Annotated in this window: 16 protein-coding genes; 6 read left to right on the top strand and 10 right to left on the bottom strand. The window is 73.7% G+C overall.

Annotated elements, in window-relative coordinates:
- The first annotated feature begins 149 nt into the window (after window positions 1–149).
- Window positions 150–1,862 carry a GAF domain-containing protein gene (locus GWI24_RS21155; RefSeq protein ID WP_210947487.1) on the top strand — a complete coding sequence of 571 codons (1,713 nt, stop codon included), beginning with the start codon at window positions 150–152 and terminating at the stop codon, window positions 1,860–1,862.
- Window positions 1,863–2,129: 267 nt separating this feature from the next.
- Here the strand turns inward: GWI24_RS21155 and GWI24_RS21150 are convergent, their stop codons facing one another.
- Window positions 2,130–3,131 carry a hypothetical protein gene (locus tag GWI24_RS21150; protein ID WP_210947486.1) on the bottom strand — a complete coding sequence of 334 codons (1,002 nt, stop codon included), beginning with the start codon at window positions 3,129–3,131 and terminating at the stop codon, window positions 2,130–2,132.
- A gap of 158 nt (window positions 3,132–3,289) precedes the next feature.
- A complete protein-coding gene (locus GWI24_RS21145) occupies window positions 3,290–3,994 on the bottom strand; it encodes a response regulator transcription factor (protein ID WP_210947485.1) in 705 nt (234 codons plus the stop codon).
- 154 nt (window positions 3,995–4,148) lie between these two features.
- Between GWI24_RS21145 and GWI24_RS21140 the strand changes: the two genes are divergently transcribed.
- Window positions 4,149–4,730, top strand: coding sequence for a hypothetical protein (locus GWI24_RS21140; protein WP_247616671.1), 582 nt, complete (start codon window positions 4,149–4,151; stop codon window positions 4,728–4,730).
- Window positions 4,731–5,548: 818 nt separating this feature from the next.
- On the opposite strand, the gene GWI24_RS21135 is transcribed toward GWI24_RS21140, so the two are convergent.
- The 7 genes from GWI24_RS21135 to GWI24_RS21105 form a co-directional block, all read right to left on the bottom strand.
- Entirely contained in the window at window positions 5,549–6,214 is a 666-nt protein-coding gene (locus GWI24_RS21135; protein WP_210947488.1) for a CBS domain-containing protein, read from the bottom strand.
- Between the two features lie 14 nt (window positions 6,215–6,228).
- Complete coding sequence (locus tag GWI24_RS21130) at window positions 6,229–7,587, bottom strand: nicotinate phosphoribosyltransferase (protein WP_210947484.1); 1,359 nt, start codon at window positions 7,585–7,587, stop codon at window positions 6,229–6,231.
- Between the two features lie 45 nt (window positions 7,588–7,632).
- A complete protein-coding gene (locus GWI24_RS21125) occupies window positions 7,633–8,466 on the bottom strand; it encodes a universal stress protein (RefSeq protein ID WP_210947483.1) in 834 nt (277 codons plus the stop codon).
- A gap of 18 nt (window positions 8,467–8,484) precedes the next feature.
- Window positions 8,485–9,552, bottom strand: coding sequence for a zinc-dependent alcohol dehydrogenase family protein (locus GWI24_RS21120; RefSeq protein WP_210947482.1), 1,068 nt, complete (start codon window positions 9,550–9,552; stop codon window positions 8,485–8,487).
- Between the two features lie 83 nt (window positions 9,553–9,635).
- Window positions 9,636–10,490, bottom strand: a complete 855-nt coding sequence (locus GWI24_RS21115) for a universal stress protein (protein ID WP_210947481.1) — start codon at window positions 10,488–10,490, stop codon at window positions 9,636–9,638.
- Window positions 10,491–10,967: 477 nt separating this feature from the next.
- Window positions 10,968–11,873, bottom strand: a complete 906-nt coding sequence (locus tag GWI24_RS21110) for a universal stress protein (RefSeq protein ID WP_210947480.1) — start codon at window positions 11,871–11,873, stop codon at window positions 10,968–10,970.
- Window positions 11,870–12,472 carry a CBS domain-containing protein gene (locus GWI24_RS21105; RefSeq protein ID WP_210947479.1) on the bottom strand — a complete coding sequence of 201 codons (603 nt, stop codon included), beginning with the start codon at window positions 12,470–12,472 and terminating at the stop codon, window positions 11,870–11,872. The genes GWI24_RS21110 and GWI24_RS21105 overlap by 4 nt, the downstream gene beginning before the upstream one ends.
- A gap of 219 nt (window positions 12,473–12,691) precedes the next feature.
- On the opposite strand from GWI24_RS21105, the gene GWI24_RS21100 reads away from it, so the two are divergent.
- Together GWI24_RS21100 and GWI24_RS21095 are read left to right on the top strand one after the other, a co-directional pair.
- Window positions 12,692–13,579: a universal stress protein gene (locus GWI24_RS21100; protein ID WP_210947478.1), complete on the top strand. Its 888-nt coding sequence runs from the start codon at window positions 12,692–12,694 to the stop codon at window positions 13,577–13,579.
- 84 nt (window positions 13,580–13,663) lie between these two features.
- On the top strand, window positions 13,664–16,057 hold the full coding sequence (locus tag GWI24_RS21095; protein WP_210947477.1) for a phosphoketolase: 2,394 nt from the start codon (window positions 13,664–13,666) through the stop codon (window positions 16,055–16,057).
- Window positions 16,058–16,076: 19 nt separating this feature from the next.
- On the opposite strand, the gene GWI24_RS21090 is transcribed toward GWI24_RS21095, so the two are convergent.
- Window positions 16,077–17,348 carry an FAD-binding protein gene (locus GWI24_RS21090; RefSeq protein ID WP_210947476.1) on the bottom strand — a complete coding sequence of 424 codons (1,272 nt, stop codon included), beginning with the start codon at window positions 17,346–17,348 and terminating at the stop codon, window positions 16,077–16,079.
- Window positions 17,349–17,541: 193 nt separating this feature from the next.
- On the opposite strand from GWI24_RS21090, the gene GWI24_RS21085 reads away from it, so the two are divergent.
- The gene (locus tag GWI24_RS21085; RefSeq protein WP_210947475.1) at window positions 17,542–18,384 is read left to right on the top strand and encodes an MIP/aquaporin family protein; all 843 of its coding nucleotides are present in this window, start codon (window positions 17,542–17,544) and stop codon (window positions 18,382–18,384) included.
- A 38-nt stretch (window positions 18,385–18,422) separates the two neighbouring features.
- The coding region (locus GWI24_RS21080; RefSeq protein WP_247616669.1) for an FGGY family carbohydrate kinase at window positions 18,423–19,046 on the top strand (624 nt) is incomplete at its 3' end.

Genomic DNA, 19,046 nt, shown 5'->3' with positions numbered 1-19,046 from the left:
CGAACAGGCCCGCACATTAGCCAACGCACCCCCTCGCGCCAAGATGTCCCGCAGCACTCACCGTCGGCCCGGCGCGGCTACCGTGAAGGAGTGAGGGCCGTGCGGAATGCCGTGCTGAGCGCGGTGGGGCCGACGGAGGCACCGTGGGTATGGAGAGCACGAGGAGTACGGAGTACCTGCCCCGGCTGCGGCTGGACGAGCTGCTGGAAGAGCTGCAGGTGCGCATTGACGGGGTGCGTGGCACCCAGGACCGGGTGCACAGCCTGCTGGAAGCGGTGCTCTCGGTCGGCCGGGAGCTGGATCTGCCGCATGTGCTGCGGAGGATCGTCGAGGCCGCGGTGGTGCTGGTGGACGCCGAATACGGGGCGCTGGGCGTGATCGGCGAGGATGAGCGGCTGGCCGAATTCCTCCCGGTGGGCGTCGGCAAGGAGCGGGCCGAGGCGATCGGACGGCTGCCGTCGGGCCATGGGCTGCTCGGCGAGCTGATCCGCCACCCCCAGCCGCTGCGGCTGGCCGAGCTCTCGGAGCACCCGGCCTCCTACGGCTTTCCGCCGAACCACCCGCCGATGCGGTCCTTCCTCGGAGTCCCCATCCGGGTGCGCGACGAGGTCTTCGGCAACCTCTACCTCACCGAGAAGCGCGGCGGTAAGGAGTTCGACGGCCAGGACGAGACGGTGCTGTCCACCCTCGCCGTGGCCGCCGGGGTGGCCATCGAGAACGCCCGGCTGTACGAGGAGGCCCAGCACCGCCAGCGCTGGCTGGAGGCGAACGCCGAGGTGACCCGCAGCCTGCTGTCCGGAGTGGACGAGACCAGGGTCCTGGAGCTGATCGTCGAGCACGCCCGCCGGATCCTCTCCGCCGACCTCGGCGTCCTGATGCTGCCGATGGCCGGCACCGACGAGCTTCAGGTCGCGCTGGCGGCGGGGATCGACGCCGAGGCCCACCGCGGTCTGGTGCTGCCCCGCCGGGGCACCTTCGGCGGTGCGGCCTTCACCGCCTCCGAGCCGGTCATCAGCACCGATGTCCAGAACGACCCGCGGATCACGGTCGGCCCGCAGCGCTGGGAGGGGCTCGGCCCGGCCGTCGCGGTGCCGATGCGGACGAGGGACGGGGTGGGCGGGGTGCTCTTGCTGGCCCGGGTGGCGGACAGTCCCGTCTTCACCCAGATCGAGACCGACACCCTGCTGGGTTTCGCGGGCCAGGCGGCGATCGCGATGAAACTGGCCGAGCGGCGGCGCGACGCCGAGCAGCTCGCCCTGCTCGAGGACCGCGACCGGATCGCCCGCGATCTGCACGACCTGGCCATCCAGCGGCTCTTCGCCGCCGGGATGACACTGCAGTCCACCCTGCGGTTCGTCCAGCACCCGGAGGGCTCCGAACGGCTGCTGCGGGTGGTGGACGACCTGGACGACACCATCAAGATCATCCGCTCGACGATCTTCGGGCTGCGCTCGCACGAGGCGGGCCCCGCGGTCCAGGGGCTGCGGGTCCGTACCGCCAAGACCATCGAGGAGGCCGTGCCCGCGCTCGGCTTCACCCCCTCGCTGCGCACCGAGGGCCTGGTCGACACCGATGTGCCGCGCTCGGTCGCGGACGACATGGTCGCCGTGCTGGCCGAGGCGCTGTCGAACATCGCCCGGCACGCGGAGGCCGACGCCGCCGAGATCTCGCTGATCGTGGCGTCCGGACGGCTGACCCTCACGGTCACGGACGACGGGGTGGGCATCCCCGAGGGCGGCCGTCGCAGCGGACTGCGGAACATGGCCGAGCGCGCCGAGAAGCTCGGCGGTGAGCTGGAACTCGGCGAGCCGCCGGGCGGCGGCACCCGCCTGGTGTGGGGCGTACCGCTGCCGGAGCGGTAGGCGGTGGCCGGGCCGCGGCGATGGGCGCCGGCCGGGGCGCGGTGAGCGGTGAGATGGGGGCGGACCGTGGCGTGGCGGTCGGCGGTTGCTTGTGGCGCGGCGGTAGGCGGTGGCTCGTGGCGTGGCGTGGCGTGGCGGCAGGCGGTGGCTCGTGGCGTGGCGTGGCGGCAGGCGGTGGCTCGTGGCGTGGCGTGGCGGCAGGCGGTGGCCGGGCCATGGCGGGCGGCGGTGGCCGTGGCACGGCGACGAACGCCGGCCCGTGGCGCGTCAGCGGCGCCCGTCCAGCGTCTCGGCCACCCCGTTGCGCGGCGTGGCCGGGCCCACCGGTCCGTAGCCCAGCCGGATCAGCATCTGCACATAGCCGGGCGCCGGGTGGGCGTCGCTCAGCGACCACCGCAGATCGGACCACTCCAGCGCCTGGTGCAGCAGGGACGCCCGGACCGCGTGCGAGGTCGCCAGCAGCAGGACGTGTTCCAGCGCCTGCCCGGCCCGCAGCCAGTCGGTGCGCCGGTCCTGGTCCGTGGCCAGGACGGCGATGGCCGGATGGGGCTCGAACGGGGCGGCGGGCCGATCGTCGCCCCGGCGGCCGACGGGCCGCGGACCGAGGTAGTCGCGCATCGGCAGCCGCCCGGTGGCGTCCCGTGACCCGAGCGCGGTCGGGGGGATTCCGTACGGCCCGGTGTCGCGGATCCAGGTGCGGCTCTCGGCGAGCCGGCGCGGGTCCCCGGAGATGCGCCGCTCCGCCTCGGCGGTCAGCCGCAGCAGCCATGCGGTCTCCTCGGGGTCCGCCAGCCACAGCGTGGCCCCGTTCGCGCGCGCCGCCTCCGTCAGGTCGCCCAGGACCCGTGCGGGCAGCCTGCGCGCGGAGTAGGGGGAGCGGCTGCTGTGCCGCCGCCAGATGACGTCGTACAGGTCGTCGTGTCCGTCGTCATGGCGCCCGGCACGGTCGGCGGGCGACGCGGCCAGGCGCACCGTGGCCAGCAGATCGGGCTGCGACCGGTACGGCAGCAGCTGGACCACCGGGTCCCAGCCGAAGTGGGCCACGGCGACCCGCAGATTGAACACGGCGGCCCCGGCGGAGACGCTCAGCGCCCGGCCCATCGGATCGGCGTACCGCAGCGCCCGCTCGGGGGCGGCCCGGACCTCCAGGGTGACCGTGTCGGGGTTCAGCCGGTAGCGCCAGGGCTGGGTGTTGTGGATCGAGGGAGCGGCCACGGCCGCGGAGATGAGCTTCTCCAGGATCGCCGCGTCGAGAATTGCGGGCTGCATGGGGCCTCTCCTCGCCGGTGGGCCGTCAGTGGTGGTGCGTCAGTGGTGGTGGGCCGTCCATCAGGGTGGTTGAGCCGTCAGCCGTACGGGCAGGGCCGTAGGGCCGGTACGGGCAGGGCCGTACGGCCCTGCCCCGGGCCGACCCGGGCCATTCGGGGTCATCCCGGATGGCCGTCGTCGGGGCGCGGGGCCGAGTGGGTCGCCAGCACCGCCGCCTGGATGCGGCGCTCCACGCCCAGCTTGGCCAGCAGCCGGGAGATGTGGTTCTTGACCGTCTTCTCGGACAGGAAGAGCCGCTTGCCGATCTGCCGGTTGGTGAGCCCGTCGCCGATCAGCACCAGGATCTCCCGCTCGCGCGGGGACAGCCCGGCCAGCACCTCGTCCCTCGGCTCCTGCGGGGCGGTGTCGCCCCGCAGGGTGCTCATCAGCCGGGCGGTGGTGGCCGGGTCCAGCATCGACTGGCCGGACGCCACGGTGCGCACCGCCGAGACCAGGTCCGACCCCTTGATCTGCTTGAGCACATAGCCAGCCGCCCCGGCCATGATCGCGTCCAGCAGGGCATCGTCGTCGTCGAACGAGGTCAGCATCAGACAGGCCAGGCGCGGCATACGGGAGCGCAGCTCACGGCAGACCGTGATGCCGTCCCCGTCCGGCAGCCGGACGTCCAGGATGGCCACGTCGGGCCGCAGCGCCGGGCCCCGGGCCATCGCGTGGTCCACGGTCCCGGCGTCGCCGACCACCTCGATGTCCGGTTCGGCGTCCAGCAGATCGTGCAGTCCGCGCCGGACGACCTCATGGTCGTCGAGGACGAACACCCTGATGGGCGTCGCCGGTGTCGCTCGTGTCGTCTCGGTCTCCGTCATGGGCTCTCGCACCGTTCGTCCGCCGTCCGCCGTCCGCCCGACCCCCGGTGGGAATCGTGGCGCAGCAGGTCAGCGCGGTACCAGGGCCGAACGGGCCCTCAAGGGGGCTGCCCGGCCCTCGTCCCGCCCTCCCCGCGCGTGCGACCGTCACGGCATGGGCACGGAAGTGCGGGGGCGGCGGTTGTGGCGGTGGCGGCGCAATCCGCTCAGACGCCGCTCGGACGTGATCGAGGCGTGGGTCGTGCTCGTGACCGGCCTGGTGATGGCGGTCGGCGGCCCGGTGGCCGGGGTGGCCGCGGGCACCGCCGTGGACGCGTCACTGCGGCAGGAGCGGGCGGACCGGCACCGGGTGCCCGCGGTGCTGAAGGAGGACGCACCCGTCGCACAGCCCGCCGCCGACGGCTCCACCACCGGCCAGGTGCGCGCGATCGTCCGGTGGACCGGCCCGGACGGCGCCGTCCACACCGGTACGGCACGGGTCCACGAGGGGAGCAGGGCGGGCACCGCCACCGAGATCTGGACCGATGGCCGGGGCCGCCTGGTCCAGCGGCCGCCCACCCCCGAGCAGATCGCCACCCGCGCGGTGCTCGCCGGGACCTCCGCCGCGGCGGGCGTGGGCGCGGTGTCGCTGGCCGGACGCGGCGTGGCCCGCTGGCGCCTGGACCGCGCCCGCGCCCAGGAGTGGGGCCGCGCCTGGGCCGAGGTCGGCCCCCGCTGGAGCCGCCACATCCGATGACGCAGGGCCGTGCCCGGCCGGGTTTCATGCGTGTGGCACCGCCGGCCGACGCGACCGGGGCCGTGGCGTCCGGCGCTCGGGGCACCTCCGGCGGTGGCCCCGGGCTGGAGAGTCGCCGCATCCGGTGGCGCCCGGTCGCGCACTGACGTGTCCGGCCGGTGCGTGCGTCTGTGGCTCGAGCGGTTGATGCCGCCGGGGTCGGGCCGTCCGATTCCGGGGCGTGCCTTCCGGCGGTGGTCGGGGGTGCGGTTGTGCCGCTCACTCGCGGATGCTCGTCGTGGTGTGGGAGGTTGCGCGGGGACCGTGTTGGGAGGGTCTCGGCCACATGGGGTTTCCGGGCGGGGCCGGTCTCGTCGTGCCGGGTGGTCGGGTCTGGTCGGGCGGGATCCGCCGGATGGATTCCCGTCGCCGTGGCCGGCTGACCCAGCCGGGGCCGGGCCGTCCGATTCCGGGGCGCGCCTCCCGGCGGTGGCCGGGGGCGCGGCCGCGCCTGCCTTCCCGTGGATCACCGCCGCGGTGCGCGCGGCGGCGCGGCGCGTCTTCGTCGTCCCGGCCCGCGTCCGGGGCCTCCCTGCGACGGCCGGGACCCGCGCCCGCCGCCGTCGCCCGGGCTGTTTCGCCCCGAGAAGGTGCCGCCCGGGCCGCCGCGCCGTGCCCGGACGCCCAGGACCCCGGCGCGGCGCTGTTGGGCGTCCCGACCGGTAGCGGCTGCGGCGGCCGGTCGAGCGGGCCCGCCGTGCCGGGCCCGGCACGCCGCTCGAGGCCCGCGTGCCGGGCCTGGAGCGGCGTGGCCCGGTAGGGGCCGGCGGACAGCGCTCCTACCGTTGCTGAGTCGTATGGGGCGCAGCCGTTAGCTGGTTGTCGAAGTCGACCACGCCCTCGATCGCGCGGATGAGGCGGGCCGCCGCCGGGATGAGGACGGCCTCCTTGACCCGTCCGGCCAGGGTGACCACGCCCTCGTTCACGCTCACCCGGACGGTTTCCCCCTGGGCCGGGAAGAGATGGGTCACCACCTCGCGGCGTACCTCGTCCTCGATGTCGTCGTCCGGCCGCAGGAACACCTTCAGCAGGTCGGCGCGGCTGACGATGCCCTCCAGGCGGCCCTCCTCGTCCACCACCGGGAGCCGCTTGACCCGCTTGTGGGTCATGATCCGCGCGGCGTCGGCGAGCGTGGCGCCCGCGTGCACGGTGATGGCGGGGGACGTCATCAGCTCATCGGCCGTCACCGCGCCCGCCTTGGCGACACCGGGGAGGTCGCGTAGCTGCGTCACCCGCGCGGGATCGCTGTCGCGGAACTCCTCCTTGGGCAGCAAATCCGCCTCGGAGACCACGCCGATGACGCGGCCCTCGCCTTCCAGCACCGGCAGGGCGCTCACCCTCCACTGCTCCAGCGTTCTGACGATCTCCTTGAACGGCGCTTCGCGGCCGACGGCGACGACGGTATGGGTCATCACATCGCTCACGATGTGCGCACTCCGGGGCACGGCATCCTCCTTCGTCATGCTGCCTGTCTTCCGCCCGCCTCGTCGCCTGCCGCCAGCCGGACCTCGATCCGGCGGCGCACCCGCCCCGCGAGCCGGGCCAGCCCGGCGGAGGTGGAGGGCCGGGGCGGGGCCGGGTGGCGGATCCGCCGGGCGTGCGGCGGCAGACCCGCGAGATCGGTGTCGAACCGCCGCCGGGCGCGGTCGAGCGTGTCGGGCGCTGCGGTCCGTACGCCCTTCCGCATCACGGTCTCCAGCAGGGGAGCGCCGCCGTGGGGCGGAAGTTCATCGCGCTCGCCGATCACATCGGCGAAGCCGGGGCGCCGCCACACCTGCTTGCTGCCCGGGGCCGTGGCCTTGGCCGAGGACAGTTTCATCACCGGTCGCCCGTCGTAGGCGACCAGCTTGTACGCGGTGTCGAGGGAGGCGGCGTCGGCCGACACGCCCATCCGGGTACCCACGGCGTAGACATCGATCGGCGCGCCCGAGTGGATCAGCTCCTCGATGGCGTACTCGTCGAGCCCGCCGCTCGCCACGATCCGCACCTCCGGCAGACCGGCCGCGTCGAGGATCTCCCGGGCCCGCACCGCCTCTTCGCCCAGGTCGCCGCTGTCCAGCCGGATCGCGCCGAGGGGCCCGGACTCCAGATCGCGCAGCACCCGCGCAGCGGTGGCCACGCCGGTCGCCGTGTCATAGGTGTCCACCAGGAAGGTGACCGGGCCGGGGTGGGTACGGGCGAAAGCGCGGAACGCGGTCTCCTCGTCCGGGAACGCCTCGATGTACGAGTGCGCCATCGTTCCGGTGGCCTCGATCCCGTAGGCCGCGGCCGCCGCCACATTGCTGGTCGCCGTGAATCCGGTCATCGCGCCCAGCCGCGCCGACTGCATCCCGGACCAGGGGCCGTGGGTGCGGCGCAGCGAGAAGTCCACCACCGAGCGCCCCTCCGCGGCCACCACACACCGGGCCGCCTTGGAGGCGATGGTGGTCTGATGGCTCAGCTGCCCCAGCAGATACGTCTCGACAAGCTGGGCCTGGGGCAGCGGCGCGGTCAGCTCCAGCAGCGGCTCCCCGGCGAGGACGATGCGCCCCTCTGGCACCGCCCGCACCTCGCCGTCGAAGCCGAGCCCCAGCAGCGGTTCGAGTTCCTCGTACGGACGGCCCATCGCCGCGGCGTACGCCGCCACGTCCTCGGGCTCCACCCGGAAGCCGGACAGGAAGTCCAGCGCCGGCTCCAGGCCCGCGGCGACCAGGAAGCCCCGCTCGGGCGGCAGATCGCGGACGTAGAGGTCGAAGGTGGCCGGGGCGGTCATGCCCTCGCGCACATACGACAGGGCCATCGTCACCTCGTAGAGGTCGGTGGTCATCGCCTCCGACACGTCACTCTCGCCTCCCTCCGGACACCACTCGCTTCCCTCCGGACATCAGCCGCGTGGAACGACCGCCACCGGGCACGGCGCGTGGTGCACCGCCGCGTGGATCACCGAGCCGAGGTGAGGGGCGGGGCCCGGCTCCGTCTCGTCGCGGCCCAGCACGAGCAGCCCCGAGCCCGGCGCGGTGTGCAACACGCCGAGCGCCGGGCGCTCCGTGGTGAAGACCTTCGCCACCGGCACCCCGGGGTACTTCTCCCGCCAGGGGCGCAGCGCCGCGTCCAGCGCGCCCTCCGCCCCCGGCTCCTCCTCGTCCCGCGCTGCCTCCTCGTCCCCTGGCCCGTTCGTGCCCGCGTGCACGGCCCGCAGCACGCCGCCGCGCCGGGCGGCGGCGTCGAAGGCGAACCGCAGCGCCTCCTCGTTCGGCCGCCGCAGGGAGACCCCGACAGTCACATCGGCGGTCAGCGGCTTGTCGTCGGCGTGCACCATGATCACCGGGTGTTCCCCGTGCGCGAGGACCTGGCGGCCGGTCGATCCGAGGAGGAAGCCGCCGGGAGTGCCGCGGCCGCGCGAGCCGAGCACCAGCATCTCGGCGTCCCGGGCCGCGTCCAGCAGGGCGGGCACGGTCTCGCGCGGCACCAGCTCGGCCGAGATCCGCAGCCCCGGGTGGGTGTCGCGCAACTCGCCCACCAGGTCGGTCAGCAGCCGCTGCGACCAGTAGCGCTGGTCGTCCTCGTGGGGGAGGGCCGGGGCCGGGGGCGACGGCGGGTTCCAGGCGTGGATCAGACGCAGCCGCAGATCGCGCAGCACCGCCTCACGCGCCGCCCAGTGCGCGGCCGGCGGGCTCTCGGCGAAACCGTCGATCCCGACGGTGATGGGTGCTCCCATGCGCATCGGCCTCCCCGCTCACGTCTCCCGCGCCACCAGCGGACGGGCGGCCTCGCCGAGCGCGATCTTGATCGCGCCGGTGTCGGCGGCGCGGGCGAAGACGTCGTACGCCTCCTCCATCTGATCCAGCTGGAACAGATGGGTGATCAGCGTGGAGGTGGGCAGCCGCCCGGCGCACAGCAGGGAGAGCAGGGTGGGGGTCGAGTAGGTGTCGACCAGCCCGGTGGTGATCGTCACGTTCTTGATCCACAGCTCTTCGAGATGCAGCGTCGCGGGCTGGGCGTGCACACCCACGTTGGCGATCCGGCCGCCCGGCCGCACCATCCGGGTGCAGGTCTCGAAGGACCGCGGGCTCCCCACGGCCTCGATCACCACATCGGCGCCGAGCCCCTCGGTGAGATCGTCGACCAGCCGCTCCGGGTCCTCGGCGGAGTCCGCCACCGCGTCGGCGCCGACCCGCTTGGCGGCGTCCAGCCGGGCCGTGTCCGGATCGACGGCGATGATCCGGCCAGGGGAGAAGAACTGCGCCGTGGCGATGGAGGCCAGCCCGACGGGCCCGGCGCCCACCACCGCGACCGTGTCGCCCGGCTCCACCCGGCCGTTGAGCACGCCCACCTCGTACGCGGTGGGGAAGACATCCGCCAGCAGCACGGCGTCATGGCCCTCGGCCGACCCCGTCAGCGGATGCGTGGACAGATCGGCGAAGGGCACCCGCACATACTCGGCCTGGGTGCCGTCGACCGTACGGCCCAGGATCCAGCCCCCGCCGTCACGGCACTGCCCGTAGCCGCGCTCCCGGCAGAAGCGGCAGTGGCCGCAGGCCGAGATGCAGGAGATCAGCACCCGGTCGCCGGGACGGATCCCGCGGACGTCGGCACCGGTCTCGACGACCTCGCCGACCCCCTCGTGGCCGAGCACCCGGCCGGGTTCGATGTCCGGCACCTCGCCGCGGAGGATGTGCAGATCGGTGCCGCAGATGGTCGTGGTGTCGATCCGGACGATCGCGTCGGTGGCGGCCTCGAGTTCGGGGTCGGGCACCTCCTGCCAGGAGGACCGCTCCGGCCCGTGGAAGACGAGTGCTTTCATGGCCGTTTCCCTTTCTCCGGTTTCCTCCGATTGCCTTGGGTTGCCTTCGGCTTACGCCACCTCGTTACGAGCGGGGCGGGCGCTCATCGCTGGGGCACGACCGCGACCGGGCAGGCGGCGTGGTGCGCCACGGCCTGGGTGACCGGCCCCAGCCGGGGGCCGAACCCCACCCGGCGCGGACCGCGGCCCACGACCATCAGCGCCGTCCCCGCCGCCGCGGCCACCAGCCGCCGGGCCGGGCTGTCCGACGCGACCTCCTCGAAGACCCGCACCGCGGGGAACTTGTCCCGCCACGGCGCCAGCACCTCGCCCAGCGCGTGCTCCGCCTCCTTGCGCGCGTCGCTCAGCCCCACGTCCACCACCCAGGGGGCGTCGCCCCGGATGGCGGGGACCCGATTGGCGTAGACGGCCCGCAGCACACCGTCGCGCCGGGCCGCGGCGTCGAAGGCGAACTCCAGGATGTCGTCGCACGGCTCGCGCGGCTCCACGCCGACCACCACATCGCCGTGCCGCTCCTCGTGCCCGTCCGCCCGCACCAGGACCACGGGGGTCATGGAGCGCGCGGCGAGTTCCAGGCCGACCGAGCCGAGGAAGAAGCCCGCGACCGCGCCGATCGAGCGGGACCCCACCACCAGCAGCTGGGACCCCTCCGCCTCGGTCAGCAGAACGGGCGCGGGCAGGCCCGAGATCTGGGCGGTGACGATCGTCGTCTCCGGGCGGTCGGCGTCCAGTTCGGCGCGCGCCGAGCGCAGGGCGCGCTCGGACCAGTACTGCCAGGCGGCCTCCCGGCCCGGTGTCAGATCCTTCTGCTCCGGCCCCGGCCACGCGTTCACCAGCCGCAGTGGCGCTTCGCGGGAACGGGCCTCATGGGCCGCCCAGCCGGCGGCGACCAGACTCTCGTCGGAACCGTCCAGTCCGACGGTGACGGGGCGCGCCATCGCTGCCTCCTTCCCGGCAGGCCCACTCGGCACCTCGGTTCGCGCCCGGCGCGTGCGGGCGGCGCCGCGCGGGCCCGCGGGAGGGTGCCCGCCCGAGGCGCGGCGCCGGGGGCGCCCACTTCTCGCGGGCCCTGATTGCGCGGTGCGCGGTAGTGGGACGTCCGCTTCTCCGCGTCTGCCATTGCCCCCGGTGCCATCTCCAGCGGACCATGACCGGGCCCCCGCCGACAGGGCCGACCGGTCCCGGGGAGGCCCCGGGGACCAGGTCTTACGGCCCTTTCCGCCACCCGGAGCCGGCCCCGGGACACCGTCCGGCCGACCCGGCAGGGCCCTTGGATATCGCTTGATGAACCAGTTGCGCCAGATCGGGCATTTCCCGGAAAGGGGTACCGAACCCCGCCGACCCGCGCCGAGGGCGCGAAAGGAAACCCGCACCCAACGGCCGGCCGGTGCGCACGGCGCCCATTCGACTGGTGCCTATTCCACCGGCACCAGCACCACCGGGCAGTGCGCATGGTGCAGTGCCGCATGGGTCACGGGGCCGAGCTGCATGCCGAGCCTGGGTGTCCGCCGGTGGACGGCCAGCACCAGGACGTCCGCCGCCCGCGACGCCTCCACCAGGGCCTGTGCGGGGGTGCTGTGGGTGGTGTGCTCCCGCACCCGGATGTGCCCGAACTCCTCGCGCAGCCCGGCCACCATCCCGTGCGCCACTGTCTGCTTCCGCTCGGCGCGCAGCGCCACGACCTCGCGTGCGGGCAAGGCGTGATCGCCCGCGAAGACCCTCGGCTTCGGCCAGGCGTAGAGCACTCGCAGCCGGGCCCGGCGCCGGGCGGCCTCCTCGAAGGCGAAGCGGGCCGCCGCCGCGTCCGCGCCGCTCTCCACCCCCACCAGCACCTTGCCGTGGCCCTCGGGCCCGTACGCCCTCGGGGACCCGCCGCGCACCACCAGCAGCGGACGCCGGGTGTGGGCGGCCAGCCGCAGCCCGACCGAGCCGAGCAGCAGTCCGGTGAAACCGCCCAGGCCCCGGGTGCCGATGACGATCAGCGAGGCGTCCTCGCCGATCCGCAGCAGCTCCGGCACCGCGTCCTGGGCCGTCAGGGTGGGCACGATGCGCAGGTGAGGGTCCTGCTCCTGGGCCCGCGACATGGCCAGCCGCAGCACGGTCCTGGCGATCTCCACCGCGGGCCGCCGCGGTTCGCTGTCCGGGTCGAAGGCGAGCGGGTCGGTCCGGGCCCACGGCCAGGCGTGCACGATCTCCAGCGTGGCGTCACGGCGCCGCGCCTCGGCGACCGCCCGGTCCAGCGCGGCCCAGGCGCTGTCGGAGCCGTCCAGGCCCACCACCACCCGGCCGTCCCGCACCGGCTTGCCGGCCGGGCGGGTCATCGCCGCGCACCTCCCCGGCCCGCGGAGTCGTCGACCCGGTAGCTGAGCCGGTCGACCACGGCCACCACGCCGTCCACCTGCCCGGTCATCCGGACCGCGATGGGGATCTCGCTGTGCCGGTCCAGCCGCCCCTCCAGCCGTACGACCCCGTCGGTCACGGTGACCGCGACGGACTGCGGGCCGAGCCACAGCGAGCGGACCAGCACCTCGTCGATCACCTCGGCGCGGATCTCGTCGTCCGGGCGGAGGAAGACCCGCAGCAGGTCCCGGCGGGTGACGATGCCGATCAACCGGTCCTCCTCGTCGACGACGGGCAGCCGCTCGACGCGATGGCGGTCCATCGCGCGGGCCGCGTCCACGATGCTGTCCTGGGGGCGCACGGTGACCGCGGGGCGCGACATCAGCTCGCCGGCCGTCGGGGCGGGTTCGCTGAGATCGGTCCCGGTGATCATGCCGACCACCTTGTCGTCCCCGTCCACCACGGGCAGCCCGTTGAAGCGGTGCCGGGAGAGCAGCGCACCGACCTCGTCGAACGGCGTCTTGGAGCTCACCCGGACGACGTCGTCGGTCATCACATTGCCGATCTTGCGGTGCTTCATCCGTGCCTCCCCGGTCCGCTCCCAGCGTGGGACGGCGCTCCGGCCCCCTTCTTGGGCTGCCCGGGGTCCGCTCGGGACCGTTCGGCCCGCACGGGTGCCCTGGGCCGAACGACCCCTGGCAGGGCCGAAACGCCCCTCGCGTGGAATCCCGCACGGGCGCGAGGGTGAAGGCGCTGGGACAGACAGGGGGGCGAAGGCGTGCGGAAGGTGGTGGGAACGGTGGAGCTCCCCCTCGTGGTGGGCGTCGACGGCTCGCACCACAGCCTCCAGGCGGTGGACTGGGCGGTCGACGCGGCCGCTCGGCACGCGGTGCCGCTGCGGCTGGTCCACGCCTCGCTGTGGGAGCGGTACGAGGGCATCGCGCCCGCCGCCGACCCCGAGCGCCCCTGGGAGCAGATTCGGGACGAGGAGATCGCCGCGTCCGCCGCGGAGCGCGCCCGCCGCCGCGGCCCCGATGTGAAGGTCGCCGCCGAGGTCCTGCCGGAGGACCCGGTGTGCGCCCTGCTGCGCGCCGGGCGGGAGGCCTCGGGCGTGGTCGTCGGCTCCCGCGGCCGCGGTGAACTCGCCGGGCTGCTGCTCGGCTCGGTGAGCCTCGCGGTCGCCGCCCGGGCCACCTGCCCGGTGACGGTCGTACGCGGCGGCGAGCCCAACCGGGGCGGCGCCTTCGGCCGGATCGTGCTCGGCGTGGGCGAGCCCGGCGAGGCGGGCGGCCCCTCGGCCGCGGCCCGGTTCGCCTTCCACGAGGCCGAGGCGGGCGGCCGCACGCTGGAGGCCGTACGGGCCTGGCGCGCGCCCGCCGGTGAGGTGACGGATGAACTGCTGCTGGAGGGGGACCCGGTGCGTGCCCACTGGGCACGGGCGGAGCGGACGCTGGAGGACGCCCTGCGGACCCCTCGACGGGACCACCCCGAGGTCACCGTGCGCCGCGCGACGGTCGAGGGCACGGCCCGCAAGGCGCTCCTCCACGCGGCCGCCACCGCCGATCTGCTGGTCCTCGGCGCCCGCCGCGGCCACGGTCACACCGCCGGGCCGCAGCTCGGCCGCATCGCCCACGCGGCCCTGCACCACGCGCCCTGCCCGGTGGTGATCGTGCCGGAGCGGGACTGAACGGCCGACGGCACGACCGGGCGGGTACACAACTGGACACCACGAGACGGGCACGTCACCGGAGACCACGAGGGAGAGAGGTCCATGCCAGACGCACCGACCACGACGGGCTCGCCGGGCGGCGGGCTCGCCGACGAGCGGATCCGCGCCCTGGACGCCCACTGGCGCGCCGCCAACTACCTGGCGGTGGGCCAGATCTATCTGCTGGCCAACCCGCTGCTGACCGAGCCGCTGCGCCCGGACCACATCAAGCCCCGGCTGCTGGGCCACTGGGGCACCTCACCCGGACTCAACCTCGTCCACACCCATCTGAACCGCGTCATCAAGGACCGCGACCTGGACGCCATCTGCGTCTGGGGCCCCGGCCACGGCGGCCCCGCGGTGCTCGCCGGCTCCTGGCTGGACGGCAGCTACTCCGAGGTCTACCCGGACGTGAGCCGGGACGCGGCGGGCATGGCCCGGCTCTTCCGGCAGTTCTCCTTCCCCGGCGGGGTGCCCAGCCATGTGGCCCCCGAGACCCCCGGCTCGATCCACGAGGGCGGTGAGCTCGGCTACTCCCTCGCCCACGCCTACGGGGCCGCGCTGGACAACCCCGGGCTGCTGGTCGCCTGCGTGATCGGCGACGGCGAGGCCGAGACCGGTCCGCTGGCCGGCTCCTGGCACGCCAACAAGTTCCTGGACCCGGTCCACGACGGCGCCGTGCTGCCGATCCTCCACCTCAACGGGTACAAGATCGCCAACCCCACGGTGCTCGCCCGGCTCCCCGGGCCCGAACTCGACGACCTGCTGCGGGGGTACGGCCACGAGCCGATCCACGTCGCCGGGGACGAACCGCTCCAGGTGCACCGGTCCATGGCGCACGCCCTGGACGAGGCGCTGGACCGGATCGCCCTGCTCCAGCACACCGCCCGCGAGGAGGGCATCACCGAGCGGCCGCGCTGGCCCGTCATCGTGCTCCGTACGCCCAAGGGCTGGACCGGGCCCGAGGAGGTCGACGGGCTTCCGGTGGAGGGCACCTGGCGCGCCCACCAGGTCCCCCTGCCGGGCGTCCGGGAGAACCCGGAGCATCTGCGGCAGCTGGAGCGCTGGCTGCGTTCGTACCGCCCCGAGGAGCTCTTCGACGCCGACGGGCGGCCCCGGCCGCCCCTCCTGGCCGAGGTTCCGGAGGGCGACCGCCGCCTGGGCGCCAATCCGCACGCCAACGGCGGACTGCTGCTGCGCTCGCTGCCCGTGCCCGACCTGGAGCGGTACGCGGTCCCCGTGGACAAGCCCGGCGCGACCCTGCACGAGCCGACCCGGGTCCTCGGCGGGCTGCTGGAGAAGGTCATGGAGGACACCGCCGACCGCCGCGACTTCAGGGTGGTCGGCCCCGACGAGACCGCCTCCAACCGGCTGGAGGCCCTCTACCGCGCCACCGGCAAGGCGTGGCAGGAGTCCATCGTGCCCACCGACGAGCACCTCAGCCGCAACGGCCGGGTCATGGAGATCCTTTCCGAGCACCTCTGCCAGGGCTGGCTGGAGGGCTATCTGCTGACCGGGCGGCACGGCCTCTTCTCCTGCTACGAGGCGTTCGTGCACATCGTGGACTCCATGGTCAACCAGCACATCAAATGGCTGAAGGTGTCCCGCTCACTGCCCTGGCGCCGCCCCGTGGCCTCCCTCAACTACCTGCTGACCTCCCATGTGTGGCGCCAGGACCACAACGGCTTCTCGCACCAGGACCCCGGCTTCGTCGACCATGTGCTCAACAAGAGCCCGGAGGTGGTGCGCGTCTATCTGCCGCCGGACGCCAACACCCTGCTCAGCGTGGCCGACCACGTCCTGCGCAGCCGTGACTACGTCAATGTGGTCGTCGCGGGCAAACAGCCCTGCTTCGACTGGCTCGATCTCGACCAGGCGCGCGCCCACTGCGCCCGCGGCGCCGGGACCTGGGACTGGGCCGGTACCGAGAACGGCGCGGGGGAGCCGGATGTGGTGCTGGCCGCCGCGGGCGATGTGCCCACCCAGGAGGTCGTCGCGGCCGCCGGGATCCTCCGCCGCCATCTGCCCGATGTGGCCGTGCGGGTGGTCAATGTCGTCGACATGACCCGGCTGCTGCCGAAGGAGGAGCATCCGCACGGGATGACGGACCACGAGTTCGACGCCCTGTTCACCCGCGACCGTCCGGTCATCTTCGCCTACCACGGCTATCCGTGGCTGGTGCACCGGCTGTCCTACCGCCGGGCCGTCCACCCGAACCTCCATGTGCGCGGCTACCTGGAGATGGGCACCACGACCACGCCGTTCGACATGGTGGTCCGCAACGACCTGGACCGCTACCGGCTGGTGATGGACGTCATCGACCGGACCCCCGGGCTCGCGGTGCGCGCCACGGCCGTACGGCAGCGGATGCAGGACGCCCGCACCCGCCACCAGGCCTGGATCCGTGAGCACGGGACCGATATGCCCGAGGTCGCCGAATGGTCCTGGACCGGCTGAACACCGGCCGGTGCCGCTCTCACCCGGTGGGGAAGTAGCCCTCCAGATAGGCGTTGCGGAACTTCCCCGCCGGGTCGTGCTCGGCCAGCAGCCGAGCGAAGTCGCCGGCCCGGTCGTACGAGGAGAGGATCCGCTCCGGCGCGGCCGTCGTCAGCTTGCCCCAGTGCGGCCGCGCCCCCAGCGGCAGCAGCGCCTCCTCCATCGCGGCCACCACCTCGATCACCGCATCGTGATCGGGGACCCAGGTGAAGTGGAAGGCCACGCTGTCCCGGCCGTACGCGGGGCTCAGCCACAGCTCGTCCGCCGCGACCGTACGGACCTCGGACACCTGCACCACGGGCGCGATCCGGTCGCCGAGGCGGCGCAGCGCGGCGAACGCCGCCGAGGCCGCCTCGCGCGGCAGCAGCAGCTCCGACTGCAGCTCATCTCCGTTGCTCGGGGTGAAGTCCGGGCGGAAGTGCGGCAGCCGCTCATGCCACGGCCCCGGCGCGCCCAGCTGCTCGGTGCAGTGCAGCGGCGGCATCGCGGGCACCGGGTGGTGGTGGCGGTTGGCCGGGTGGGCCCCCAGCCATGGCTCCCCGGGCTCCGGGGGATCGGGCAGATCGGTGCGGCACTTCAGCCACACCACGCCCTCGCCCGAGCGCCAGTCGGTGAAGACGCTGACGCTGTAGGCGGCGCCGAAGATCTCCTCGAAGCTGTCGTCCAGCCGGTCCAGCGGCAGCCCGGTCCACACCCACTGGGCCACGTCGAAGGTGGGCTCGATGTCGAGCGTCATGGCGGTGACCACGCCCAGTCCGCCGAGCCCGACCACGGCCCCGTTCAGCCGGTCCGGGTGCTCGTCCCGGCCGATCCGGGTCACCTCGCCGTCGGGGCCGACGATCTCCAGCCCCGCGACCGCCGCCGCCAGACAGCGCTGGTCGCTCCCCGAGCCATGGGTGGCGGTGGCGCAGGCCCCCGCGACCGTGATGTGCGGCAGCGAGGCGAGGTTGGCCAGTGCGAACCCCTCCGCGTGCAGGGCCTGGGCCACATGGGTGTACCGCATGCCCGCCGCGATGGTCGCGGTGCCCTTCCCGGGGTCTATCTCCACCCGGTGCGGCAGCCGGTCCAGGTTCACCAGATCGCCCTCGGTGTCGGCGATGCGGTTGAAGGAGTGGCCCGTGCCCAGTACCCGTACCCGGTCGGCGGAGCTGACGATCCGCCGCAGCTCGTCGACGCTGTCCGGGTGGTGCAGCCGGGCGGCGGAGAAGGTGATGTTCCCGGCCCAGTTCGTCGGGGCTTGGGTGGTCGGCATCCGTGTCGTCCCGTTTCGGCTGGAGGGCGATGGGTGATGGGAGGGGAGGCGATGGGCGATGGGCGATGGGTGATGTTGTCAGCACCTTCGTACAGGTCCGCACCCTGATCCGTACAGACCCGGATTCGCCGTCCATGACCCGGACGGACCAGCAGGACGGGCCGCCGTGCCGAAGCGCGTCCACGATTGGCCCATGACTGCCCCGAAGCCACGGCCTCCGAGGTCGGTACTGCTCGGCGAGCTCTGCGCGGAGTTCGCGGGCACCATGGTGCTGATCCTCTTCGGCTGCGGTGTGGTGGCGCAGGTCGTGGCGGGCGGCGGCCTCACCAAGCCCCCGGGCGCGCTCGGCGATCACGACTCCATCGCCTGGGCCTGGGGCCTGGGCGTCACCTTCGGCGTATATGTGGCGGCGCGGCTCAGCGGGGCCCATATCAACCCGGCGGTCACCCTCTCCCTGGCGGCGTTCAAGGGCTTCCCCTGGAGCAAGGTCCTGCCGTACACCGTGGCCCAGACGGCCGGCGCGTTCGTCGGGGCCCTGCTGGTGCGCTGGAACTACACCGAGGCACTGGGCCACGCCGACCCGGGGCACACCTTCAAGACCCAGTTCGTCTTCTCCACCCTCCCGGGCAACGGAGTCCTTCCGGTCAGCGAATGGGGCGCGCTGCGCGACCAGATCATCGGCACCGCGATCCTGGTGCTGCTCATCTTCGCCGTCACCGATGTGCTGAACTCGGCCCCGAAGGCCAATCTGGGGCCCTTCGTCATCGGGCTGATCGTGGTCGCGATCGGCATGGCGTGGGGCGCCGACGCGGGGTACGCCATCAACCCGGCTCGTGACTTCGGCCCCCGGCTGGCCAGCTACCTCACCGGCTACGGCAGCGCGTGGCGGGACCAGTACGGGGATCTGTACTTCTGGGTGCCGATCGTGGGCCCGCTGATCGGCGGGCTCATCGGCGCCGCCCTCTACAAGGTCCTGATCAGCCGCTTCCTCCCAGCGGCCGAAACGGAGGTGGGCCGCACCCCGACCCCCGAGTAGCCGATCCGGGCCGTACCCCACCCACGAGAGGCGGCAGCATGCCGGAATTCATCGGTGCGGTGGACCAGGGAACCACCAGCACCCGTTTCATGATCTTCAACCACGACGGTGACGAGGCGGCGCGGTACCAGCTGGAGCACCGCCAGATCCTGCCGCGCGCCGGGTGGGTCGAGCACGACCCGGTGGAGATCTACGAGCGCACCAACTCGGTGATGCAGAACGCCCTCCGCGCGGGCGGGCTCTCCCCCGCCGACCTGGCCGCGATCGGCATCACCAATCAGCGCGAGACCACGGTGATCTGGGATCCGCGCAACGGCCGCCCGTACTACAACGCCATCGTCTGGCAGGACACCCGCACCGACACCATCGCGGCCGCCCTGGAACGGAACGGCCAGGGCGAGGTCATCCGCCGCAAGGCGGGGCTGCCGCCCGCCACCTACTTCTCCGGCGGCAAGATCAAGTGGATTCTGGACAACGTCGAGGGCGTCCGTGAGGCCGCGGAAGCCGGGCACGCCCTCTTCGGCAACACCGACGCCTGGGTGCTGTGGAACCTCACCGGTGGCCCCGGCGCCGGCATCCACGCCACCGATGTCACCAACGCCAGCCGCACCATGCTGATGGACCTGGAGACGCTGGACTGGGACGACGAACTGCTGGAGATC

Origin of the sequence: Streptomyces sp. MK37H (assembly GCF_018035285.1) — a bacterium.
In the GTDB taxonomy this organism is placed as follows: Bacteria; Actinomycetota; Actinomycetes; order Streptomycetales; family Streptomycetaceae; genus Streptomyces; species Streptomyces endocoffeicus.
The sequence above is the reverse complement of the archived record's forward strand: the minus strand, read 5'-3'. Positions and strand labels throughout refer to the sequence as shown.